Raw genomic sequence first — 21,992 nt, 5'->3', positions numbered from 1 at the left:
GGGACTCTCTTTTTTTCAAGCTGCCATAACAGCTACTTATTCAGAAACAAGTTCATACTCGAGACTATCATTTAATAAGACGAAAAATATTTCTGTTTTATTTAAGCTGTTTTCACATTAGATTGTTGCTTTTCGTAATAAGTGCTAAACACGTTCCACATTTTCCACCTCAAAAGACGATAAAAATGATCATACATATTAGTTGCTCATATTAAAGAAAAAAACACTAAAAGTTTACTAAAAGATCCTTTATTTAGCGTCAAAGCTCCTTAAATGCTAAGTCTAACAAATACACGTTTTTCTTTTCTTCCCTATTAACTCTTTTTTCTCCATTTTCTCAATATATTCTTTAGCTAGTGGAACTTTACAAGCTGTGTTCCCCATATTCACCTTAACCTTACCAATTACTCCTGCTATCCGCTTTGCCTCCCCATGAAGTGGCTCATAATATGCTCCAACTGAGATAACAAATCCATTCATCACATAACGAACTCGATTTCTTTCATCATGTATCGTGTGTTCCACTTTTGTTAATAGTTTCATTATTTCATCTTGATCAATTAGTTCATCAGGTGTAATTGATAAATAGTTTGAAAAAACACTCCACCCTGCACAAGCAACATTTTCACTTGTGGAAGCAATCCATTCTCTAGCTAGTTCTAATGAAAACCGAGACTCCGCTGTAACTTGGGCTACTGAATATTCACTTATCATATACCAATTTGCTTGCTTCACCCAGTTCTGTAGTTGTTCCTTCGTCATTTGTTGAGGACTTACAGAAAGACCCGCCAAATACATAGCATCACTATTCCCCGAATTGTATAGTTTTAATGCTAAGTCTTGATCCTTCTTCACCTTTTTCACCAGGTGCTTTTTTAAGTCACCGATTTTCACTCCATCTAACGGCTCGCTTGCTCCATGTCTTAGCAACGTATTTTTCGTTTGTTCATTTCCAAGTTCCGATAGCTTTGTCATTACTTCCTCATATGTAATCAACGTATAACCTCCTTTTGAAATTTAAGATAGCTTCATTACACCAAAATCTTCACCATTCACTTTTGTACATAATCAATAATGTTAACCTAACACATCAACATCAAAACCAACTATTCCCATATATTTTTTTAATAAATCTCTTTAAATTCCTAGTTGTTGGATATATAATATATCTTGCATAATACAGTATTATCCATTATTGCTCTAATCTAACTTTTAAGGAGTTCCTATACTAAATGAATATATCAAATTACCAAACTGAACTATTGCAGGAAATAGAGGAATTGAGGATTAAAATGATTACTATGGGCCTAAAAAAAGGACTTCATCATGATGATACGATATACATTAGTAAACATTTAGATTTGCTATTAAATATATATCAAACATTATCAATTCAAAAATGATGAAAGAAATGCTTCTCAACAATTCTACCCACCTTTTCCTCTTATCATGCGCTACATTTAGTACTTTAGTATGAGTTTTCCTTCACATAAATATGCCCATTATCATGAAACATAATACCTACGAATCTCTTTGATTAATATTTATTACCTTCCCCTCATTTTGTAACAATTTTCTTTCTATGTAAATTAACTTATCTTCAACTGAAGAAATTCTGTTATTCATCCTTATCAACACTGGCGAATACAATAAAACCGTTACTAGCGCTGTTAGAAAAATTTCCATGGCTAACTCCCTTCATCATAATTCTTCCTTTTAGACTCTTATTGTAAACTTTGTTGCTATAGTATCTAAACTAGTAGATAAAGATGTCATTTTTCTCAACATTTATCGTTTTATAGTAAGACTACATAAAATCTAGTTGTATGCGTGTTTATTTTTTCTTACAAAAAAACAATAGTCTATGCAAAAATAGCTTTATTTTATGTATAGCTATTGCTTATATATTCTCTATGACTAGAACAAAATTCCTTCCTAGAAAGCATCATTAAAATAAAAATTAGTTTTCTCTCATATGAATAGCTAGTATGAACACATCAACAGTTTTTATACATTTCAATCCTTAATTGCTATTTGCTTAGTAAATATGATAGCAGAAAGTGTGGCACCAATTGCTTGTATCCAAGTTCCAATCTTAGATATTTGTAAACCAACTTCATCCATACTAACTAATAAGTATATGCCACCTATCGCTCCTAGCCCAGCCCCTAAAGATTGCAATATATTTCCTACAACTGCAAAGTCTTGTAGAGGAGCCTTAATCATGTTAGATCCAACTGCCGCAAAAGCAGCTCCTAGAGATTGAAATGAACCACCTAAAATACCAAGTTGAGTTCCCTCATCTTCTTCAATAGTGGTTGCTACAGCACTTGCTGTATTACCGGATGCCTGTATCCAACTTCCAAAAATAATTAAAGAATCCGCCTCAGTCCCATCACCCTGAATATTCATTGTTCTCCCTATCGGCTTAAATGTGTTCCCGACTGCTTGAAGACTATTTCCAACTCTAATGAACTGATTAGATAATTCATTATCATTTAAAATAGGTTCAGTTCTGCCAATTGCCGCAATAATGTTTCCAATAGACTGAAGCCATGAACCAATTAATTGCAAGTCAGTTCCTGTCCTTATCACCTCCAAATCCCACCAATCCTGCTTTTAGTTATTTAAGGTATTGTATTCAATTGGAGAGATATAATTTTGTGAAAAAGCCTAAATTATTTACAATTTATAAATATAGTTCATTATCGCCACTGGGGATCACCTACTTCAACCGCTTAGTATGTATTTCTGATTCACCAAGCAATTATATGTCCTTAATTTACATTAACTTCATTAAATACGAATACGAAGAATTGTTAATTATTTATACAATAAATTCTTCAATATCTAAAGGTCAAAACTATCCAAAAAAAGCTGATTTCTAAAGTAAATCAGCTTATTGTTGAACATAATCTACATTAAAATTACTAAACTAACAAGAAATAATGGAGATTTTTTATGTATACATAAAGTCCGTTTTATTTTATCGAACTTTATTTGCACTATTAATCCTAGTTCACATGTCATTTTCTACATAAAATTTCTCAACTTCTTGATCTATCGCTTTAACTACTTCTGGGTTAGCGTACATAAATAAAGTAACACCTTTTGAGCCATCTTCGTTTTCGACTTCTGCTTCAACACTTATCCTAGTTTTTTCCTCTTTAAAAATAACATTAAATGTTCCAATTTTTTTATCCTCATGTCTTTTTTTCATCATATGTATTTCTTTATTGATTAAATTAATATCATCTTCAGTAAAACCTCTATCAAAGATTGATGAAGATAATTGCATAAAAAAAGGTTGTATGTCTTCAGGGTCACAATTAAAATCAGATAATAATGGCTCATTATCATTGGTTAATACTCTCTTTTTAATTAGCAGAACAATCATGCTTACTAAAATGATTACCCCTAGACCAAATATTATAGATTTCATCCCCTTAATCCTCCCTTTCATAGTTGAATACAATACTATGAACTTTATTATTACCATATACCCTCAACAAATTCCCTTTTGTAAATTAGTCGCTCAACTTATAAGTACCACTATATATCGTCTAAAAAGATGAACGAATGATAATTGGAGAAGAGTTTACTTAACTTACTTGAAATTACGAACTAAACACTAAATGGGAAGTGAAAATCTTAGAAGTATGAAATATAGTTGAGGACTAACATATACAATAAAAAAAGGACTAGTGGTAGCCCAGTCCAAATTGTTGTAATATATCTATCTTAATAAAAAACATATCATAAGATTACAAATGTTAACAATATAGAATTAATGGATAGATAACCATTTTTTTCGTAATACTAATATCCTTGAATATCGTGTGATAGAATCAATTAACAAACTGAACTTATTAATAGAATAAAGTTCGAATTATCTTATCTTGCATCTGATCTAATGGATGCTATACTGATTAGCTTCTTACCAAAAAGATTTAGCTATTAATGTGGACTTTATCATCATCAGATGACTACAAATACCACTTCCCTATAATAATTACTTCCATTGCTACTCCCTGAAATTATTCTGTGTCTTTAACCTGTTGAGATTCTTTTTATTACGAGGGTGTTATGACATGATTTTGTATATCTTGAAATAAAAATAAGGACTAAATCGATTAGTATTAAGAGATTTTTTCACATATCTTATTGTGTGTTTTTAAATCGTTCTCGACCTCTACGATATCTTCAAAAGCTCTATCGTACCCGAGGTTACTCGGTTTCTTCTAAGCACTTCTTAGTCAAGTCTACAAACGCCTGTACAACTGGTGGAGCGTGTTCAAACGAGTTTGCTACTAAACCAATAGAGCGATAGTAATTTTCTTTTAACCTTACTGAAGTTATTTCTCCAATACAAACGGATAAAACCATTTTTGGAACAATACTTATTCCTAGGTTCTGTTCAACCATTGCACTTATTGTAGGATTATCTTCAATTTCACAATATATATAAGGCTTTACATTGTTTTCCTTAAATACTCTTTTAACCAGTGCATCACACCCACCCTTTGGCATGATAAACGGATTAGTAGCTATATCATGTATACTAATGTTCTTCTTTTTTGCAAATGTGTGATCAGCTGGTACAATGACATAGAGGTGGTCATCAACAAGGTTAATAAAGTCTAAATTATCTATTTCTGTTGCTGGTAAAAAACCGATATCCACCTCTCCTTGTAGAATCATTTTTCTAATTTCCTCATACCCACCCTCATAAAACTCCACTCGGATTGCTGGATACAACTTGTGAAATTTTTTAATAATAAGCGGTAATAATTGAACAGATACGCTACTAAAAGTACCGATACGAATGGTTCCTATTTCAAGGCCATTCATTCTCCCTGCCTCTTGCTTCATTAGTTCAGTTTTAGCTAAAATCTGTCTGATGTAATCAATGATTACCTCTCCCTCTTTCGTTAAAGTAATCCCTGACCGATTTCTATATAAAAGGGTTAAGTTAAGTTCTGATTCTAAGCCTTTTATGGCATGGCTAACAGCACCTTGTGTGAGACCTAATTTTTCCCCAGCCTTCGTAAAACTCTTTGTATCAACAATTGTATGAAACACTTCATATTGAAGTAATGTCATCAACAAACCCCTTTCTATTAATATAATTAATATATATCATTATAAACATTCGTTTGATTAATCCTAATCGTTGTAATAAGATTACAGCAAAGGGGGGCAATAAACAATGCAAACTTTACATTACACGTTAATAGACGTATTTACAAATCAAGCATTTGGAGGAAATCAATTAGCTGTTTTTAAAGAGAATGGCAATCTATCAACTGAGATGATGCAAAAAATCGCCAGGGAATTAAATCTTTCTGAAACGGTCTTTATGAGGCCTTCAAGAAGTGCAGCAGCTGATAAAGAATTACGTATTTTCACACCGCAAATCGAATTACCTATCGCAGGTCATCCGACAATTGGAGCTGGTTACGTTTTAGGGATGGACCGCATTTCTACAATGAAAATTAGACTTAATCAATTTGTATTCGAAACGGGTGTTGGCAATATTAATGTAACAGTAAAAAAAGAAAATGATATGATTTCTTTCGTAGAAATGAATCAAAAAACACCGGTTTTTGGACCTGTTTTTCATAATATTAAGCGCGTTGCTGAACTTTTAGCAATCTCTTCAGAAGATATTGATTCAAACCTTCCTATACAATCAATATCAACGGGTGTACCTTTCTTGTTAATTCCCATCCGTACGTTGTCTGCAATGGAAAGAATAAGCCTTCAAACAGACGTTTGGAATAAGTTTTTTAGTGAAGATAAAAATATAAAACATATTTATGCTTTTACAACTGAGACTATTTATGAGAGTTCAGATGTCCATAGCCGCATGTTTGCCCCAGCAATGGGTATTACAGAGGACCCTGCAACTGGTAATGCAAATGGCCCATTAGGAGCATATCTCGTTGAATATTCAGTAATTCCAAAATCTGAACAAACGTATAAAATTAGAAATGAACAAGGGATTGAAATGAAAAGGCCGAGCTTTATAGACATATCAATTAGTAAAAAAGGAAATGTATATGAAAACGTCTCAATTGGAGGTAGTTCAGTAATGATGGGTTCTGGTCAACTTGTTTTTGAAGTGTAAAATACGGAAACACAATACCTATGAATATTATACAAAGGTTATAAATACACGCATACCCGAGTTATTCAAGATTTAAGAAAGTATGCACAAAATCAGGACGAAAACTTATTGTACAAAACTAATATAGTTAAGTGAGGATTTTTTCGAAAGTATAATGCAAAGAAACCCAATGCCGACATGAAAAACAACAGCCTATAACGAAGTTGGTCTCAGTATAGTATTCTAAATATTATAAATAGGAGGAAAATTATGTTTTCTACAACTACACAATTAGAAAATTATTTATTATCAGTTCCACAAAAAATTAAATCTCTTTCAAATATGGAATATAAACCCATACAATCAAAATGGTCTAAAAAAGAAATATTAGGGCATTTATGTGATTCAGCTAATATAAATCACCAACGGTTTGTTGAAATTTTATCTGCAACGACAGCTTCAGTTTCTATCAATAACTATAACCAAGATTTATTGGTTAAGGTTCATAATTATCAGCATTCATTCAAAACAGATGACCTCATTATAGTTTGGGTTGGTTTAAATACACAAATTGTCAACCTCCTAAAACATGTTACGAAAGAACAGTGGGAATTACCATGCTTATTAGAAAATAAACAACCTGTAACTTTAAAATGGTTAGTTAATGACTATATAAACCATTTGAGCCATCACTTGGAACAGATATTTTCATAGTTTGCTCATGTTAAATATACTAAAACATCGGTTAACCAAGTCAATTGCTTCTCCTACAATAGAAGTCGACTTTAGCGGAAAGTTTTGTAATTATAAATGAGACGACATTACCTTTTAATACACCTAAAGACAAAACCTGTAACCTACTATTTATAGGTAGAGAGGTTGTGGAAAATTGGAAACATCTAAATATCATTCAACATCGATATATTTTTTACTTTTGTTAGTTCCCCTATTTTGGGGAGGGGCTTTTGGTGCATCTAAACATGTCGTTACAGAAATACCTCCTATGACTGCTGGTACGTTACGTTTTGGTTCAGCAGCAATCATCTTACTATTACTTGTCATCTACCGATCAGAATGGAATACAGAAAAGCTCAAAAGACATTGGTTCGGATTAACATGTATGGCCCTCACTGGTATATTTTTATATAACGGTCTTTTCTTTTTAGTAGGCTTGAAATATACGTCAGAAGTAAACGGCGCATTAATCATGGCTACAACCCCTGCTTTTTTAACAATGGGGGCTGTATTGTTTTTAAATGAAAAGTTTAATAGACGTTTAGGGTTAGGCTTATTTCTATCATTATCAGGCGTTCTAATCGTCATCTTTAAGGGGATTGATACAATTAGTTCTCTCTCTTTTAATAAAGGAGATTTATTGTTTGTTGGTGGCTTAATTTGTTGGGTCATTCACGGGTTAATCGGCAAAGTTGTTATGAGAGACGTCTCATCAACTCTCACAACATGTATAACGATGTTAATTGGTACTATTTTACTGGCGGTTTTTTCTATTATTGAAGGTGGTTGGATATACGTTGCAACTATGTCAGCACAATCATGGATTGAAATAAGCTACATGAGTATCTTTGCTTCGGTCATTGCCTTTATATTGTGGAATGAAGGAATTAGACGAATTGGAACTAGTAAATCTAGTATTTATATGAACCTCGTACCTATAAATGCCGCTTGGATAAGTGTAGTTTTGTATGGTTCTACACTTACGTTGCAACAAATTATTGGTATGTTTATCGTAATTTTAGGTGTTTATATCGCTACTTCTAATGAAAGAAATGTTGTCAAAAGCTCATAACATAACAAATATAAAACACAACTGCAAAAATTATTTAATTAGTAGTATTGAGATTATACTAGATCATGCTTTGGTTTTAGTAAACCCCTATTTGCAATGAGCAATATCGCCCCCACGCTTGCTTGTGGGGGCTTAAATATCTACTTTTCAAATCCAAGCAATAATACTTGTAGATGGGAATATGAAAAGCAAGATAACTTCTTACATTTTTTGTTATGATGAGCTTTATAAGAGGTATACTTTTGGAGGACAATACGTTGATTATTAACAAAATGTTGTTAAATGATGCATATCATATAAGTAAATGGAAATATGATGAACCATACACACTTTACAATTTCGATGATAGTCCTGAGGATATACAAGAACTGATGGATGGATCATATTTCAGAGTTCAATTGAACAACGAATTAATTGGGTTTTTATGTTTCGGTTACAATGCCCAAGTACCAGATGGACGAGCTGCTGGGTTATATAATGATAATGGAAAAAATTTTATAGATTTCGGGCTAGGTATGAAACCAGATCTATGTGGACATGGAAACGGCTTGTCATTTGTGCAAGCAGGATTAGAATTTGCCATAAAACGTTTTAAACCTAAATTCGTACGGTTAAGTGTTGCTACTTTTAATATCAGAGCCATATCGGTTTATAGTAGAATTGGTTTCAGCAAAGAGCAGACATTTTTTAATAATGAAACTGAATTTCTAATTATGAAATATGAGGTATAAGGAACCAATTGTTTTTAGGACCTTCGTAGAAATCTTGTATCAAAATTGGAAAAGCTATATGGTGGTTTTTTTAGATTTCATGCTTCCGAGAAAAAAATACCTCAAACGATAATTTCATACATGTTCATAGTTCGGAAGCAACAATATTCATGAAAACAGCTTTTCAAGCTGTAAACTTTGTCGATGCCTGATAGATTTTTTTTATTACACTTGTTTACATTTACATATTTATCCCTTTCTTAAATATAAAATAATTATAGGGGTGTTTGGTCTGCACAAGTCAATTAGTTTTGCTATTATCTTATTCATTATTGTATTTACAATTAGTTTCTATGTAGGCATTAGTTGTCTCGTTATCTATTTACTTAGTTTAATTTCTTCATTGGCAATTGAAATTTATAATTGGCATTCAATGATGTTAATTTCTTTGTTAAATTTCTTCTGGTTACTACCGTTTGATATCATTAGCAGCCTATTTAATGTATCAACACCAAATAAAAAAATTAATGACTTTGTAAAATTGTTGGGATTGTTAGTAAATGTAGCAGTATTTTCACTATTTGTTATTTGGCTCAATAATACCTTTACTGGCGTTTCATTTTCAAAGATAGGCCTCGTTTGCTATATCCTTGCAATGACTATAATTGTTCACCTAACCATGATTGGTGGCACAATAATTGAAGAACAAGATAAGAGAGTCTGACCCCCTTCACTTTAACGCGTTACACTACTGGTAGTCAGACCCCACATTTTATTCTTCTGTTTCGATAACTATTCCTTCTACGTGTTTACGGTTTAGGAGGTTATCTTTCTTTCGATAGTCTTTTGTTTTAAAAATAATATCAAAATCATAGTCTTCGGGATATAGTTCATCTCTTGCTATATACAACTGCATACGTTTATGATTAATTTTTCTTTTTTCATCCTTCACTTGAATTATATAATTCCCATATTGATCAGGTCCTTTGTACACTATACCAAGCTCTCCTGTTGACCCAATTTTCACATTATCTCCCATCTCAAAAAGCGTAAATTTTTCCTTAGCTTGTTGCGTGTTTTCCTGCTTATCTCTTCTTACATATTTATTTGATGCAATTTGCTTATCAAGCTCTCGTTTTTTTGACAGTGATGGTTGTTGAATCTCGTAGGATTTATGTTCTTTATAAGTTATAGAATGAGCTTTTTCAATAATTTTCGGGTGCATCCCTAACTTTAGTGCAATGCTAAATGCTTGGCTGTCACCACCTTCACCAATGAGCAAGCGGTAAGTTGGACGAAGTGTTTCAATATCAAATTCCATTGAACCATTACGGAAGCCTTCTCTCTCTGTCGCAAATTCCTTCATTTCACTAAAATGCGTAGTTGCAAAAATAGTAGCTCCTTTTTCGTATAATTCATCTAAGATAGAAATTGATAATCCCATACCTTCACCAGGATCTGTACCAGACCCAAGTTCATCAATAAGCACTAAGCTTCGATCATTGGCATTTGCTAAAATGTCAATAACATTTGTTATCCGAGAACTAAACGTACTTAAATTTTGTTCGATACTTTGACCATCGCCAATATCAACGAACATTTGTTGGTATATTGCAAGATGGCTACCTTCATCAACTGGAATGAATAACCCACATTGAACCATTAATGTAAGCAACCCAATTGTTTTTATCGTTACTGTTTTTCCACCAGTATTTGGTCCTGTTATAACAAGAGCGTGGTAACCATTTCCTAGCTGGACAGATAAAGGAACAGCATCTTCTCCAAGCATTGGATGTCTAGCGTTTTTTAAATTGATAATATGTGATTCATTTAGTTGAACTTTGTTACCCCCAATTGCTTCGCTATATTTCCCCTTTGCAAATAAAACATCGTAATGAATCATCGTTTCTACAGCCAAGCCTATTTCTTGTTGATGTGCTTCAACTAGCCCTGTTAAATAACTTAATATAGCCTCTATTTCAATATCTTCTTCAAACTTCAGACTGTCGATACGTTCTTGAATATTAGCAACTTCAGCTGGTTCTAAATAAATTGTTGAACCTGAAGCAGAAGCATCTACTAGATTCCCTTCAACTTTCCTTTTGTATTCTTTTTTAATTGGAATAACATATCGTCCATCACGTTGACTCACAATTGGCTCTTGAAGAAAAGGTTGATATTTTTTTGATTGTAAAATGTGTTGGACCTTATCTTTCAATCTCTCTTCTTCAATCAATAATTGCTTTCTAATTTTCTGCAACTGCTTTGTTGCGTAATCATCGACTTGCCCATGCTTTATACATCGAATGATTTCATCAGCTAAGTTAGGCAGATCCTCTATCGCATACACATATGTGGTGACTCGCGGTGCAATAAATTCCTTATCTTTCATAAAACGTTTAAGCTTCATACTGCTGTCTAAAAATGAATGAATTTTCGTTAACTGTTCAGTTTTTAAAACAACACCCTTATTCATCTGCTCAATAATCTTTGTAATACCATTTAGTCCATGAATTGGGACTGATGCACTTTTCCGCAAAATAGAGACAGCTTCTTCTACTTCATGTAACCAAGCTTCAACTTGCTTCAAATATATCGAAGGTGATAGTTCCAATAAATGTTGCTTACCTTCCTCTGTTAATGCATATTGTGCTAACTCATTTTTAATGAAATCAAACTGTAATGCTTGAAATGTTTGTTCGTTCAATGTATTCTCCTCCAAATAAATTTATTTATTGTTATCCCTATAGCAATTTCTTCAATCGCAGATTCACGGTATAAAAACCACTTCATCTTCATAAACTCACCCTTTCCTTACACAAAAAGACCACAACGAACAATGTTCATTGTGGTCTAACTTCATACGAGTCCTTAAATCCAATTCGTCTATTATCTTACATTAAAGTTGTAATAGTTTCCAAAAAGTACACGTTCCACATAGATGAATGAACAATAATAATTATTATTACACATCTCATCAACATGTCACCTTATATGTTTAGACAGTAACTTACAAAGAAACCTAACTTTAATATACATAAAAAGCTGTGCCAAAAGACACAGCTAAACGAATAAACGGATACTGTATGCTATGACCATTGTCCTTAACATATCATCCAAAAAGCATACTTAAATAAGCTATCTGAAAATTCATTTTCAGCTTAGGCTTTTTGAATGACCGTATGAAATTACGGATTAGTTAAGAACGACCCCTAACATAAACAGAACTCCTTTATTATTTGTAATTTAATCAAGTAAATAATACATGTTGGTTAAAATAATGTCAAGTGTGTTTTTAAGCACAGGACTGATTATACTAACTGTTTGATGGAAAATAGGGATTTCTAGAAAGACATGAAGAAATTTTTAAATACACGTGTTAGTATTGTAAAAAAATAGTTGTGTGTCCACCTAATATTCTGTTTTACAGAATTTAAAACTGAAGAATACGGTTAAAACAAGGTAGTAGAAAAGATGCTACACATACTAATAATTTTCATTTTTTAATTATTAATACGAAAACAACAATAAATGTAATATACCCAAAGGAAAAGAATGATTATCTCCTATATTAAAGAAGACAACCATCCCTACTTAAAGTTAAAGTCATGACTATGAAGATATACTCTAATGGCTATGTTCAATTATATACTTGCTAGGCGAAATGCACGATAAAAACGGGCTCATCTCACCAATGAAAAAAATATGCAATTTGTGCATTGCACGAGTACATGCAGTATAAAATAGCATACGCTCATTTTCATCGACATAAATAGAACTAGAACCATTAAAAATAATTACAGCGTCAAATTCAACACCTTTCGCAAGGTAGGATGGAATGACAAGTACCCCACTTTCAAATGAACTAGTTGTTTTATTAATAAGGCGGAGAGTCAAATCATTTTTCAAACAATCGTATGCCTTCTTACTTTCATCAGCGGTTTTACAAATAACCGCTATCGTTTTATGATCTTCATGTTGAAGCTTGTGAATTTGTTGTTTCACTTTATCAATATGACTCGTGTCATTGTCGACCTTTGTCATGAAAGGTTTTTCACCCTCTCTGTTAAAGGCATCAATCGCTACATTTCCAACAAGGATCTCTTTTGTGAATTCTATAATTGGCCGAGTTGAACGATAACTACGTGTTAAGTCTATACACTCAGTTTGATTTTCTCCGATCATTTTCGTCAATAATGCAAATCCATCTTGAGAAGCTTGAGAATGAATTGTTTGATTCTTGTCACCAAGAATGGTCATTTTACTATTTGGAAATAAATATTTAATATAGGCAAATTGAAAAGGTGAATAATCTTGAGCTTCATCAATAAAAATGTGTTTTACAGCCGTATTTTTTTTGAAGCCTTCAAGTTGTTCCTTTAAATATAAGTATGGTATTGTGTCTTCAAAAGCTAATTCGAATTTTTCAATACGTGCGACTGTTTGATCACACATTTCTTCCCACTGATACTGAATACTTTTTTCCGCTTTCGGCATATTCATAAATTGATTAGTTGTAAATAACTGCATATATATTTTACGGATATCAACAAAACGTAAATGTTCCACTGCAGCCATCAAAGGTTTAAGGTGTTTTCTAACAACTATTGCTGCAAGAAGCTTTTGCTCGCGTCGGTAATCGTCAAATGTGTTATTAGACTTGTTGTTATCTCGTTGAAGTTTTCGGTACACCCGAGCATACACATCACGGTCTAATAATTCTATTTCATCTTCCACCCATTGCTTCTTACGTTCTGCTTTTTCAATTTTTTTCAGCTCTTTAAGCAACCATTCCACCATTAGCGTTAAACGGTTAGGAATCCGCATAGATGGATCAAACGAATAAAATTGTTCTTTTATTTGATCTGCTGAAATAACAACCTTATTTCTAAATGTTATATCTTTAAAAACCATGTCTCGTTTTTTCAGTTGATTAATATAATGATCTATTAGTATCATAAATTCCAAACTGGCTTTATATCGTATATTGTTCATCCTAACCGAATATATTGAATCTTTTGTAGCTGTCAATGTATATTCAAGCTGTTCATACTGATCTTCTAAGTCAAATTCTTCACCAAGTTGATGGTCTATATATTCTTGAAGAGTTGTTTGCTGCATATTATCCTCACCAAGCTCTGGTAGTACAGTGGAAACATAACTGTTGAACATTGAATTAGGAGAAAACAGCAATATTTGCTCTGCTTGCAATGTTTCTCGATATCTATATAATAAAAAAGCTACACGTTGTAGAGCAGCTGATGTCTTTCCACTTCCTGCTGCACCTTGAACAATAAGTAAGCGACTGTTTTCATTACGAATGATTAAGTTCTGCTCTTTCTGGATCGTTGCGACAATACTTTTCATCTGAGAGTTAGATTGATTACCAAGCACTTCTTGCAATAGTTTATCACCAATCGTAACACCTGTATCGAACATACTTACGATTTGGCTTTCATGTACAATAAATTGACGCTTTAGGTTCATCTCTCCTGAGATTACACCTTCAGGGGTTAAAAATTGAGCTTTCCCTAATGAATAGTCATAATATAAACTTGAAATTGGTGCCCTCCAATCATAAACGAGAAATTGTTCCGACTCTTCATCGTAATAAGAACGAATACCGATATAAATGTTTTCCATTTTACAATCCCCATCTTCAACAAAATCAACTCTTCCAAAATAGGGGGAATCTTTTAATTTATTTAAGGTTGTTATTTGTTGAAAGGCCTGTTTGTGGTTCCGTTCCCTTTCAGAAAGCATCTCCGCCTGTTGTTTAACACTAATAGCTGTTTCAGTAGCTTCGTTTGTATCATCTAAATTAACTGTCACATCATCCCAAAAATGCTTACGGATATTAATAATTTCAGCTTTAACACCACCTATATCTTTCTTAAGAGATCCAAGTTCTGCCGAGATTTTTTCGACTACAAAATCAACACGATGCTGTTCTCCTTGCCATTCCTTGTTAACTTTATTCATATAAGCACCTCTCAAATTAGATATTTTTCACTGAAAGCTTGACAGAAACCTAAAGAAATGTTAATATTAAATTGGGTAATTGCGATTATATTTATTTTTTATTCTGATCAAATCTAATTTTAACACAACCTTATTTTCGAATCAATATATATTTACATACAAAAAGGGGCATTTCTAAGTCAAAATAAGACATAGAAGTGCCCCTTTATTTGTTATAGAAAGGATCGATGTAATTTAATAAGATTTTTTTCAAAAACATCGATGCTTTTGTTACTAAAAATGCACAGCATAATGTATATTATGCTAGATGTATACGTGCTTTTATCCTAGAACGAAAGCATCAATCCGTGCGAAAACAACCTTATGTATCAGAAGTAAATATTATGGCTGTTAGGTTATCCAGTAGGTGATGTCTGCGCTTGGATTTGTTTGCCACTACGTTTTTCATTGAATTTATGTTTTAATTGCTCCTTTTCTTCCTTCGTCATCTTCTTATAATCTTTTATAAACTTTTCATATTGAGGTATAATCTCCTCTTTTAAACCATATGCTTTGATTTCACCTGCTTCTAACCAAAGAACCTTTTCACAGAAGTCTTTTATTTGACCCATTGAATGGCTAATAAAAAAGATGGTCTTTCCTTTTTCTTTAAAGCTATTCATTTTTTCTAAACATTTATCAGCAAATGTTTTATCACCTACTGATAGCGCCTCATCAATTACTAATATATCAGGATCTATTGACACTGAAATTGCAAATCCTAATCGAGACTTCATACCACTTGAATATTTTTTAACGGGTTGATCAATGAATTCCCCGAGTTCAGCAAATTCAATAATTTCAGGAGTTAACACTTTTATTTCTTGTTTCGAGAAGCCTAACATTAAACATTTCAGCTCAATGTTATCTCTTCCAGTTAATTCATTGTTTAAGCCAGATGCGATTGCTATAAGCGAGGCTTCACCGTTTATTTCAATACCTCCTGAAGATGGTGGTATTACCCCTGAAATCAAATTTGATAATGTCGATTTTCCTGAACCATTAATACCGACAATACCTATAGTATCTCCCTTTTCAGCTTTAAAGTTAATATCCTGCAACGCATAAAAATCCTTCCCATAGCCTTTAGGGAGGACGATATCTAACAGCTTATCTGAAGTTTTTTTATACATTTTATACTTTTTTGCAACATTGTTAAAAATAACAGTACTGTTCATATTTGCTCCTTCTATTAACCATAAAAATGAATATAGGCACTTTTACTATTCACAATTTTTATATCCATATTAACATAAATTTTTATGAATAGATATTTATTAACAACATACTCACCATCATGATTAATATTAGCTAGGTATCGTGCTGCAAACAGATCATAAAATAAACTGATCATACATCAGACCGTAAAGTAAATGAATTTTGTACATATTATAGTAAATGCGAACACCCTAAAGATGCTAATTCTTCCTCATATTTATCCTTAGGTAATCCCTTAAAATAATGACTAAGAGGATTAGATAAATTGTCACTTAGTTCTAAAATTTCTAATTCTTCGTAGTATAAAAATGCATCTAGTTTACCTTGAGCTCTCACCCATACACCAGCCTGATCTTTTTTTATTACATCATATTCTTTGCCAATCATGTCGTTAGGTGTAGCGATACCATTTTCATCAGTTATAGAATTTAAAACTTTTATCCTCATTAATAGTCCCCCTTTTCCAACTTACGTCTTCATGAACAAATCAATTACTTTCTTATATCAGGCTATCGAACTGTAGGGAAACAGTATCATGAACGTTAGTTGTTTTTACATATTATTTCTTCTTACGAAAACAATAATTAGGGTAAGCACAAGCAATATAAATCTTCGTGGTGAATGCTACGCTGTACCTGAACGAATTAATAATGAACAATTGGCATATATTAAGTTTTCCACACAGACAATATAAATATAAGTTTGATTATCGAACTATTTACTTTATTATACGGATTTGATTTGCGAAAAATACAGTAAGCTTTTAAAGATTTTGAAAAATTTTTGTAAATACATCAAAAGCTCATATAAATTAAAAATGCCATTGCAAGATTGTTTTTGTTAGATATATAAACCTAAGCAAACACTCCTGCAATAGCATGAAATCAGTTATTTATGTTTCGTCCATTTTGCTTTCTGACAGCAAACCTTTGTAAATAAAACTTCTTAATTTATCCCTCTTCAATAACTTCTTCCTCAAGCCCTAAAATCAATTGGTCCACCACTCTTGTGCTAGACATCCCATCTATATCATCAAAGAAATACTCTACAAATGGTTTTATTTTATGCATTTCGAAATTTTCATTTATAATTGTCTCAATTAGTTCTTTTGTAGAGCGTACTAGTGGACCAGGAATAAATGATTGGTACTCAAAGTAAAAATCTCTTTTCTGCACATATTCTTCAACATCATAAGAAAAGAAAATCATAGGTTTATCAAGCAATGCGTACTCAAAACATACTGAAGAATAATCCGTTATTAACACATCTGTTATAAATAATAAATCATTGATCTCCCGATACGATGAAAAGTCATAGAAAAAATCACCATACTGATAAGGTATACTAAAGTCATTTTTTATAAAGGGGTGTAATTTAAACAGAAAAACATATTCATCACTTAATGATTCGTATAGCTTATGTAAATTCAATACTTCCATAGGATAATAAGCGGATTGTTGACCATTCCCTCTGAAGGTTGGTGCAAACATAATGACTTTTTTACCTTTTAAAAATGGATAATCATTGTATAATTGTTCTTTTACTTCCTCTTGATAAGACTTATCAAAAAACACATCTGTTCTAGGGATTCCTGTTGCTACAACTTTTTCCCTATCAATACCAAAACCCTCAGCATAATATTTCCCAATATGATCAGAACTTACAATTGCTTTAGTATAATTTCTATGATTTTTTGATTTTGGTGAAGGCCCACCAGGTAGACCTATCCGACTAAACCCAAATTTCTTGAAAGCACCCACTGCATGCCAAAGTTGAATGAGTTCAGCATTTTTACGAATTTTCAAAGGATAAACCATCGGGTAAAAATCATCAAGTAAAATAACTTTCGATGTTGCCAAATGATAAGCTAACTCAACTATTTCTCCTATTGTCTTTTTATCAGTAATGCCTTCTTTAAATAAAAATCTGTATTTCCAATCAAATTCTCGACTTTGCATTTCTTCATAAACGAATTCGAAATTACCACTCATTTCAGTTCGACTATCTGATGCAAACAGCACTTTATTCTTCTCCATTGGTAACAATTTAAAAATGCTATACAGCCCTCTAAAACCAATTGTTTTTATGATTTTATATATTAAGCCATTGCTCTTATTTTTTTCAATAATCAGCCTAGAGGGGTCGATATCCATTAACTGTGTTGATCTTAATGTCAACGTCTTTTCATGTTCATCATAAGATGCTAAAAGATTATATCTCATTTCTTTTCTGTTAGAAAAATACTCCATTTTAGTTGTATAAAACTGATGATGTAAAAACCTCTCTATATTACCTAACGGATACATTCTACTGTACTTTTTACCATTATAATCTTGAATCTCTATTTCAATAAACATTTTATATAATGACGCAGGAAGAGGGTGTGCATTTTTAGAAATCGTCGCAAAATTTACCGTCCCAACAAAACCTGCCCATTTGTATACATTTACATCAATATTTTTTGATTTATCATCGTTAAATAATTCAACTAAAACATCTCTTAAAGGAATCGCTATTTTCTCCTTCTCTTCGTTAATTAAAATGAGACGTTTCTTTACTAAATCTTCATCACGCAAAGGAATATCCTGCAAATAATAATATCCCTTAATTTCCATAATTGCACCGTTCCAACTTAAATGTGATATGGTTCTCTTAGGTATAATCTCTTTTCCTGCATCTATCATACGTTTTGCAGATGGTAGCATATTTTCAGCATGATCAATATTTTTTACTAATAAATCTTCGGTATATGTTGTATTTTCATCATTAACATGTGTGTGTGAAGTTGCCGTAGGAAGATTTTTTCCCGCAGCAATCATCTCTTTTGCAGCACGTATTACCTCTTCATCATATTCATTGGTTTTGATAACCCCAACTTCTTCATTATAGTTTGTATTGTCATCATTTATCTTTAACTCATTAGGTGCTATTTTTTTATGTAAATTACTCTCTTTTAAGCCTGGTGAGTTCATTAAAGTAAACCCCCTTCTTTCTCTGTAATCATTCTGAGTGTGTATCAACCGAAAATATGAAATCAGTCACCCTTTTGGATACATGACCATCACTGGTTGGTAAAAAGCGTTGCCTAAACGTTGATATTAACTGATAATCAAATTCACCTTTTTTTATACAGTAAGCCAGTTCTTCGGAGTTATTGAAAAACGGACCAGGGATAAAATTTTTATAAGGATAATAGAAGTCTCGCTCTTTCCTATACTCTTCTAAATCGTTCGCATAAAATAAGATTGGACGTTGTAAAATACTATAATCAAATATAATAGAAGAATAATCAGTAATTAACATATCAGATAATAATAATAGCTCTTCAATACTATAATTCTTCTCAATTTGATAAATAAAACAAGAATGTTTTGGATTTATTGCTATTTTTTCCTGTACATAAGGATGAAGGTGCACGAGAACCGCATAGTCCTCTCCTAAAACTGAATGTAATGCGTGGAAATCAATTAAATAGTCCATTGATTTCTGATGATAACCATTTCCACGAAAAGTAGGAGCATATAATATCAATTTTTTTCCTGATAGTTCTGGAAATTCACCGATAAATCTTTGATAAACTGGCCTATGCTTTGCATAATCAAAAAAATAATCTGTTCTTGGTATGCCTATGGGGTATATTTTATTTGCAGACATATTAAATGCTTCAGCATAATATGGAATAACCTCTTCCGCACTAACTAATACTTTAGTATAATTGCCGTGTACTTTTATGTATTTTAAATATTCTTTAGATGGGCCATAACTCTTACTAATTGTACTATGTCCAAAGGTCTTAAACGCACCTGCTGCATGCCATAGCTGAATAATATCCACACCTTGTCTAGGGCTTATAATATATACAGGAAAAAAATAATCATCTATTACAAAGTATTTTGAAGTAGCCAGATGATACATTACCTTAGTCATATGTACTAAATATGTCAACTTCCCTATTTTACTTGCTGAATTCCTTTTAAATAACAATACATAAGAGATTCCTTTGTTTCTAGCTAATAGCTCTTCATAAACAAATTTTAAATTTCCACTAATCTCTTCAGAACGACTAGATGCAAAGGTTATTTTATTGGGATTGATCGCATAAAGCAGTGCGAAAATTTGATGCAAACTACCAAATAAAATTTTCACTAATAATGTTGGCAAAAGCTTCACATTTATCATTGAAATATCCTTCTTTGAATATTAGACATTTATATCTTCCATTCCAGTACAGTCTTGCCCCAAGATGTAGTTAAGTCTTTTTCAAAGGCATTGATAACATCTTTAATGGATCTTACTTCATTAACAGAGCCTACAAGTGTTTCTAAATAATCCACGATGTCAAGATTTGCTGCTAAAAAATCAACTGTATTCTTAAAGTCAATATAACCACTTCTACTGCTTCCAATGACCGTAATACCTTTTTCTAGAATCATCCTCGTATTAATTTCCACTGGATATTCAGAAACTCCTAAGATTGAAATGGAACCTTCAGGAATAATATAATCAATAATTTGGTTAATTGCATATTGACTACCAATTCCACCAACACATTCAAAGGCATGGTCGAACTGAACATCATCTGGTATGTCATTAATATTGTATACTTCATCTACAAATGAGAAGTTGTCTAACTTATATTGCGTTTTTCCAGCTACGATGACATGACAATCTCTATATTTTCTTTTTAATAGGAGTGCAGTAATATAACCTAAATTCCCATCTCCCCACACACCAAACCTTTTTCGACGAGTATGCGATAATCTCTCAAACCTTGACATGGCATGCATTGCAATTGTTATTAATTCAGTAAAAGCAGCAACAAATTCATTAATATTGTCAGGCAGAACTACAAAGCGATCTCTTTTCAGAAAAACATAATCCTGCATAAAACCGTCATAACCGCTTGATAAAAACCTGCTTGAACGTAGATAATTCTCAGCAATAATTTCATCCTCTTCAATAGGAGAGTTTGGAATCATAACAACCTTCGTCCCAGGACGATATTGACCATAAGGGTCGTACACGATCTCTCCCACTGCCTCATGAATTAATGCCATAGGTAGCTTTTTAGATAATGCAGCTTCCCCCCTAGTTCCAGTATAATACCGTTGATCTGCTTGGCAAATCGATAAAAATGTTGGGCGAACGATTAAACGATCTGAATTAATTGAACTATCCTTATATGAAATTTCAAATTGCCTTGGAGATACCAACCTATATACTTGATTAATCATGCTCAATATTCTCCTGTAATATTGCATTAGCAACCTTTAGATCATATGGAGTCGTAATTTTTATATTAAAAACCTCACCTTTAACTATTTTTACATCTTCACCATACAGTGAACATATTTTGCAAGCATCTGTCAGTTGTTCTTTTTCTGCTCGTGTTAATTTATTGTAATAGCCAACAAGTGTTTTTATATGGAAGCTTTGCGGAGTTTGCCCTTGGTACATCATACTTCTATTTGGTATATCAGAAATTAAGTTTCCGTCCTCAGATTGTATAATTGTATCAATTGCTTCTATTACTGTATCAACAGCATTATAGTGTTTAACTTGTTCAATATTCTCTTTGATGATTCTATGTGTTAAAAATGGACGTACAGAATCATGTGTAACAATATAGTCATCATCAAAGATCCCAACCGTATCTTCGATATAACGAATGCCATTCATAATTGACTCGTTGCGATCTTGACCACCCTCTAAGACTATAACTCGATCATTATCACCAATATACTTATTTATAATGTCCTTCGAATGATGAACCCACTCTCTAGGAGTCATGACTAATATCTTTTCAAAATCTGAATTTAAGATGAATTTTTCAAGTGTATGAATTAATATCGGCTTTTTGTTTAATGGTAGAAATTGTTTTGGCATATTCACATTACCCATGCGAGTTCCTTTTCCACCTGCAAGTATTTCTGCATAAATCATATACGAAACAACTCCTTTCATTTAAAATAGATCTTCGTCCAACGCTTTCAATCACTCTGAGAGCACTCATGCCCACGAAACTGACAAATGCTTATATCTAGGTTATAATTTCTTCTACTAATTTATAATAAATGCTTATAAAAGTAAATCTTTCCACTTACTTTAATTAATCAATATAGCCAAA

Annotated in this window: 18 protein-coding genes; 6 read left to right on the top strand and 12 right to left on the bottom strand. The window is 32.4% G+C overall.

Features of this window, described 5'->3' with window-relative positions; genetic code table 11:
- Positions 1–282: 282 nt before the first annotated feature.
- Positions 283–993 carry a DNA alkylation repair protein gene (locus tag JM172_RS10845; RefSeq protein ID WP_214482409.1) on the bottom strand — a complete coding sequence of 237 codons (711 nt, stop codon included), beginning with the start codon at positions 991–993 and terminating at the stop codon, positions 283–285.
- 239 nt (positions 994–1,232) lie between these two features.
- Between JM172_RS10845 and JM172_RS10840 the strand changes: the two genes are divergently transcribed.
- Positions 1,233–1,403, top strand: coding sequence for an aspartyl-phosphate phosphatase Spo0E family protein (locus JM172_RS10840; protein WP_214482317.1), 171 nt, complete (start codon positions 1,233–1,235; stop codon positions 1,401–1,403).
- A 613-nt stretch (positions 1,404–2,016) separates the two neighbouring features.
- Here JM172_RS10840 and JM172_RS10835 read toward each other — a convergent pair.
- From JM172_RS10835 to JM172_RS10825, 3 genes are all read right to left on the bottom strand, one after another.
- Positions 2,017–2,595 carry a DUF6944 family repetitive protein gene (locus tag JM172_RS10835; RefSeq protein WP_214482316.1) on the bottom strand — a complete coding sequence of 193 codons (579 nt, stop codon included), beginning with the start codon at positions 2,593–2,595 and terminating at the stop codon, positions 2,017–2,019.
- Between the two features lie 424 nt (positions 2,596–3,019).
- The gene (locus JM172_RS10830) at positions 3,020–3,442 is read right to left on the bottom strand and encodes a hypothetical protein (RefSeq protein WP_214482315.1); all 423 of its coding nucleotides are present in this window, start codon (positions 3,440–3,442) and stop codon (positions 3,020–3,022) included.
- Positions 3,443–4,227: 785 nt separating this feature from the next.
- Positions 4,228–5,103, bottom strand: coding sequence for a LysR family transcriptional regulator (locus tag JM172_RS10825; RefSeq protein ID WP_214482314.1), 876 nt, complete (start codon positions 5,101–5,103; stop codon positions 4,228–4,230).
- 106 nt (positions 5,104–5,209) lie between these two features.
- Here JM172_RS10825 and JM172_RS10820 point away from each other — a divergent pair, with 106 nt between their 5' ends.
- From JM172_RS10820 to JM172_RS10800, 5 genes are all read left to right on the top strand, one after another.
- Positions 5,210–6,130, top strand: a complete 921-nt coding sequence (locus JM172_RS10820) for a PhzF family phenazine biosynthesis protein (protein ID WP_214482313.1) — start codon at positions 5,210–5,212, stop codon at positions 6,128–6,130.
- Positions 6,131–6,379: 249 nt separating this feature from the next.
- Positions 6,380–6,823, top strand: a complete 444-nt coding sequence (locus JM172_RS10815; RefSeq protein WP_214482312.1) for a DinB family protein — start codon at positions 6,380–6,382, stop codon at positions 6,821–6,823.
- A 175-nt stretch (positions 6,824–6,998) separates the two neighbouring features.
- Positions 6,999–7,916, top strand: a complete 918-nt coding sequence (locus JM172_RS10810; protein WP_250886617.1) for a DMT family transporter — start codon at positions 6,999–7,001, stop codon at positions 7,914–7,916.
- A 272-nt stretch (positions 7,917–8,188) separates the two neighbouring features.
- Positions 8,189–8,647: a GNAT family N-acetyltransferase gene (locus JM172_RS10805; RefSeq protein ID WP_483297253.1), complete on the top strand. Its 459-nt coding sequence runs from the start codon at positions 8,189–8,191 to the stop codon at positions 8,645–8,647.
- Positions 8,648–9,062: 415 nt separating this feature from the next.
- On the top strand, positions 9,063–9,350 hold the full coding sequence (locus tag JM172_RS10800; RefSeq protein ID WP_214482310.1) for a hypothetical protein: 288 nt from the start codon (positions 9,063–9,065) through the stop codon (positions 9,348–9,350).
- A gap of 48 nt (positions 9,351–9,398) precedes the next feature.
- Here JM172_RS10800 and JM172_RS10795 read toward each other — a convergent pair whose 3' ends face one another.
- The 8 genes from JM172_RS10795 to JM172_RS10760 form a co-directional block, all read right to left on the bottom strand.
- The gene (locus JM172_RS10795) at positions 9,399–11,333 is read right to left on the bottom strand and encodes an endonuclease MutS2 (RefSeq protein WP_214482309.1); all 1,935 of its coding nucleotides are present in this window, start codon (positions 11,331–11,333) and stop codon (positions 9,399–9,401) included.
- Between the two features lie 920 nt (positions 11,334–12,253).
- Positions 12,254–14,608, bottom strand: a complete 2,355-nt coding sequence (helD, locus tag JM172_RS10790) for an RNA polymerase recycling motor HelD (protein WP_214482308.1) — start codon at positions 14,606–14,608, stop codon at positions 12,254–12,256.
- A gap of 395 nt (positions 14,609–15,003) precedes the next feature.
- Positions 15,004–15,825, bottom strand: coding sequence for a teichoic acids export ABC transporter ATP-binding subunit TagH (gene tagH / locus JM172_RS10785; RefSeq protein ID WP_214482307.1), 822 nt, complete (start codon positions 15,823–15,825; stop codon positions 15,004–15,006).
- A gap of 211 nt (positions 15,826–16,036) precedes the next feature.
- Positions 16,037–16,312, bottom strand: coding sequence for a hypothetical protein (locus JM172_RS10780; RefSeq protein ID WP_214482306.1), 276 nt, complete (start codon positions 16,310–16,312; stop codon positions 16,037–16,039).
- 503 nt (positions 16,313–16,815) lie between these two features.
- Positions 16,816–18,837, bottom strand: coding sequence for a CDP-glycerol glycerophosphotransferase family protein (locus JM172_RS10775; RefSeq protein ID WP_250886616.1), 2,022 nt, complete (start codon positions 18,835–18,837; stop codon positions 16,816–16,818).
- Between the two features lie 28 nt (positions 18,838–18,865).
- On the bottom strand, positions 18,866–20,044 hold the full coding sequence (locus tag JM172_RS10770) for a CDP-glycerol glycerophosphotransferase family protein (RefSeq protein WP_214482305.1): 1,179 nt from the start codon (positions 20,042–20,044) through the stop codon (positions 18,866–18,868).
- 29 nt (positions 20,045–20,073) lie between these two features.
- Positions 20,074–21,099 carry a ribitol-5-phosphate dehydrogenase gene (locus JM172_RS10765; protein ID WP_214482304.1) on the bottom strand — a complete coding sequence of 342 codons (1,026 nt, stop codon included), beginning with the start codon at positions 21,097–21,099 and terminating at the stop codon, positions 20,074–20,076.
- On the bottom strand, positions 21,092–21,808 hold the full coding sequence (locus tag JM172_RS10760; RefSeq protein WP_214482303.1) for an IspD/TarI family cytidylyltransferase: 717 nt from the start codon (positions 21,806–21,808) through the stop codon (positions 21,092–21,094). Before JM172_RS10760 ends, JM172_RS10765 begins: the two co-directional genes overlap by 8 nt.
- Positions 21,809–21,992: the final 184 nt, after the last annotated feature.

It is taken from the genome of Bacillus sp. SM2101 (genome assembly GCF_018588585.1).
GTDB classification, from domain to species: domain Bacteria; phylum Bacillota; class Bacilli; order Bacillales; family SM2101; genus Nanhaiella; species Nanhaiella sioensis.
Note: the sequence above shows the minus strand (reverse complement) of the source record. Positions and strands in the feature narration are given on the sequence as shown.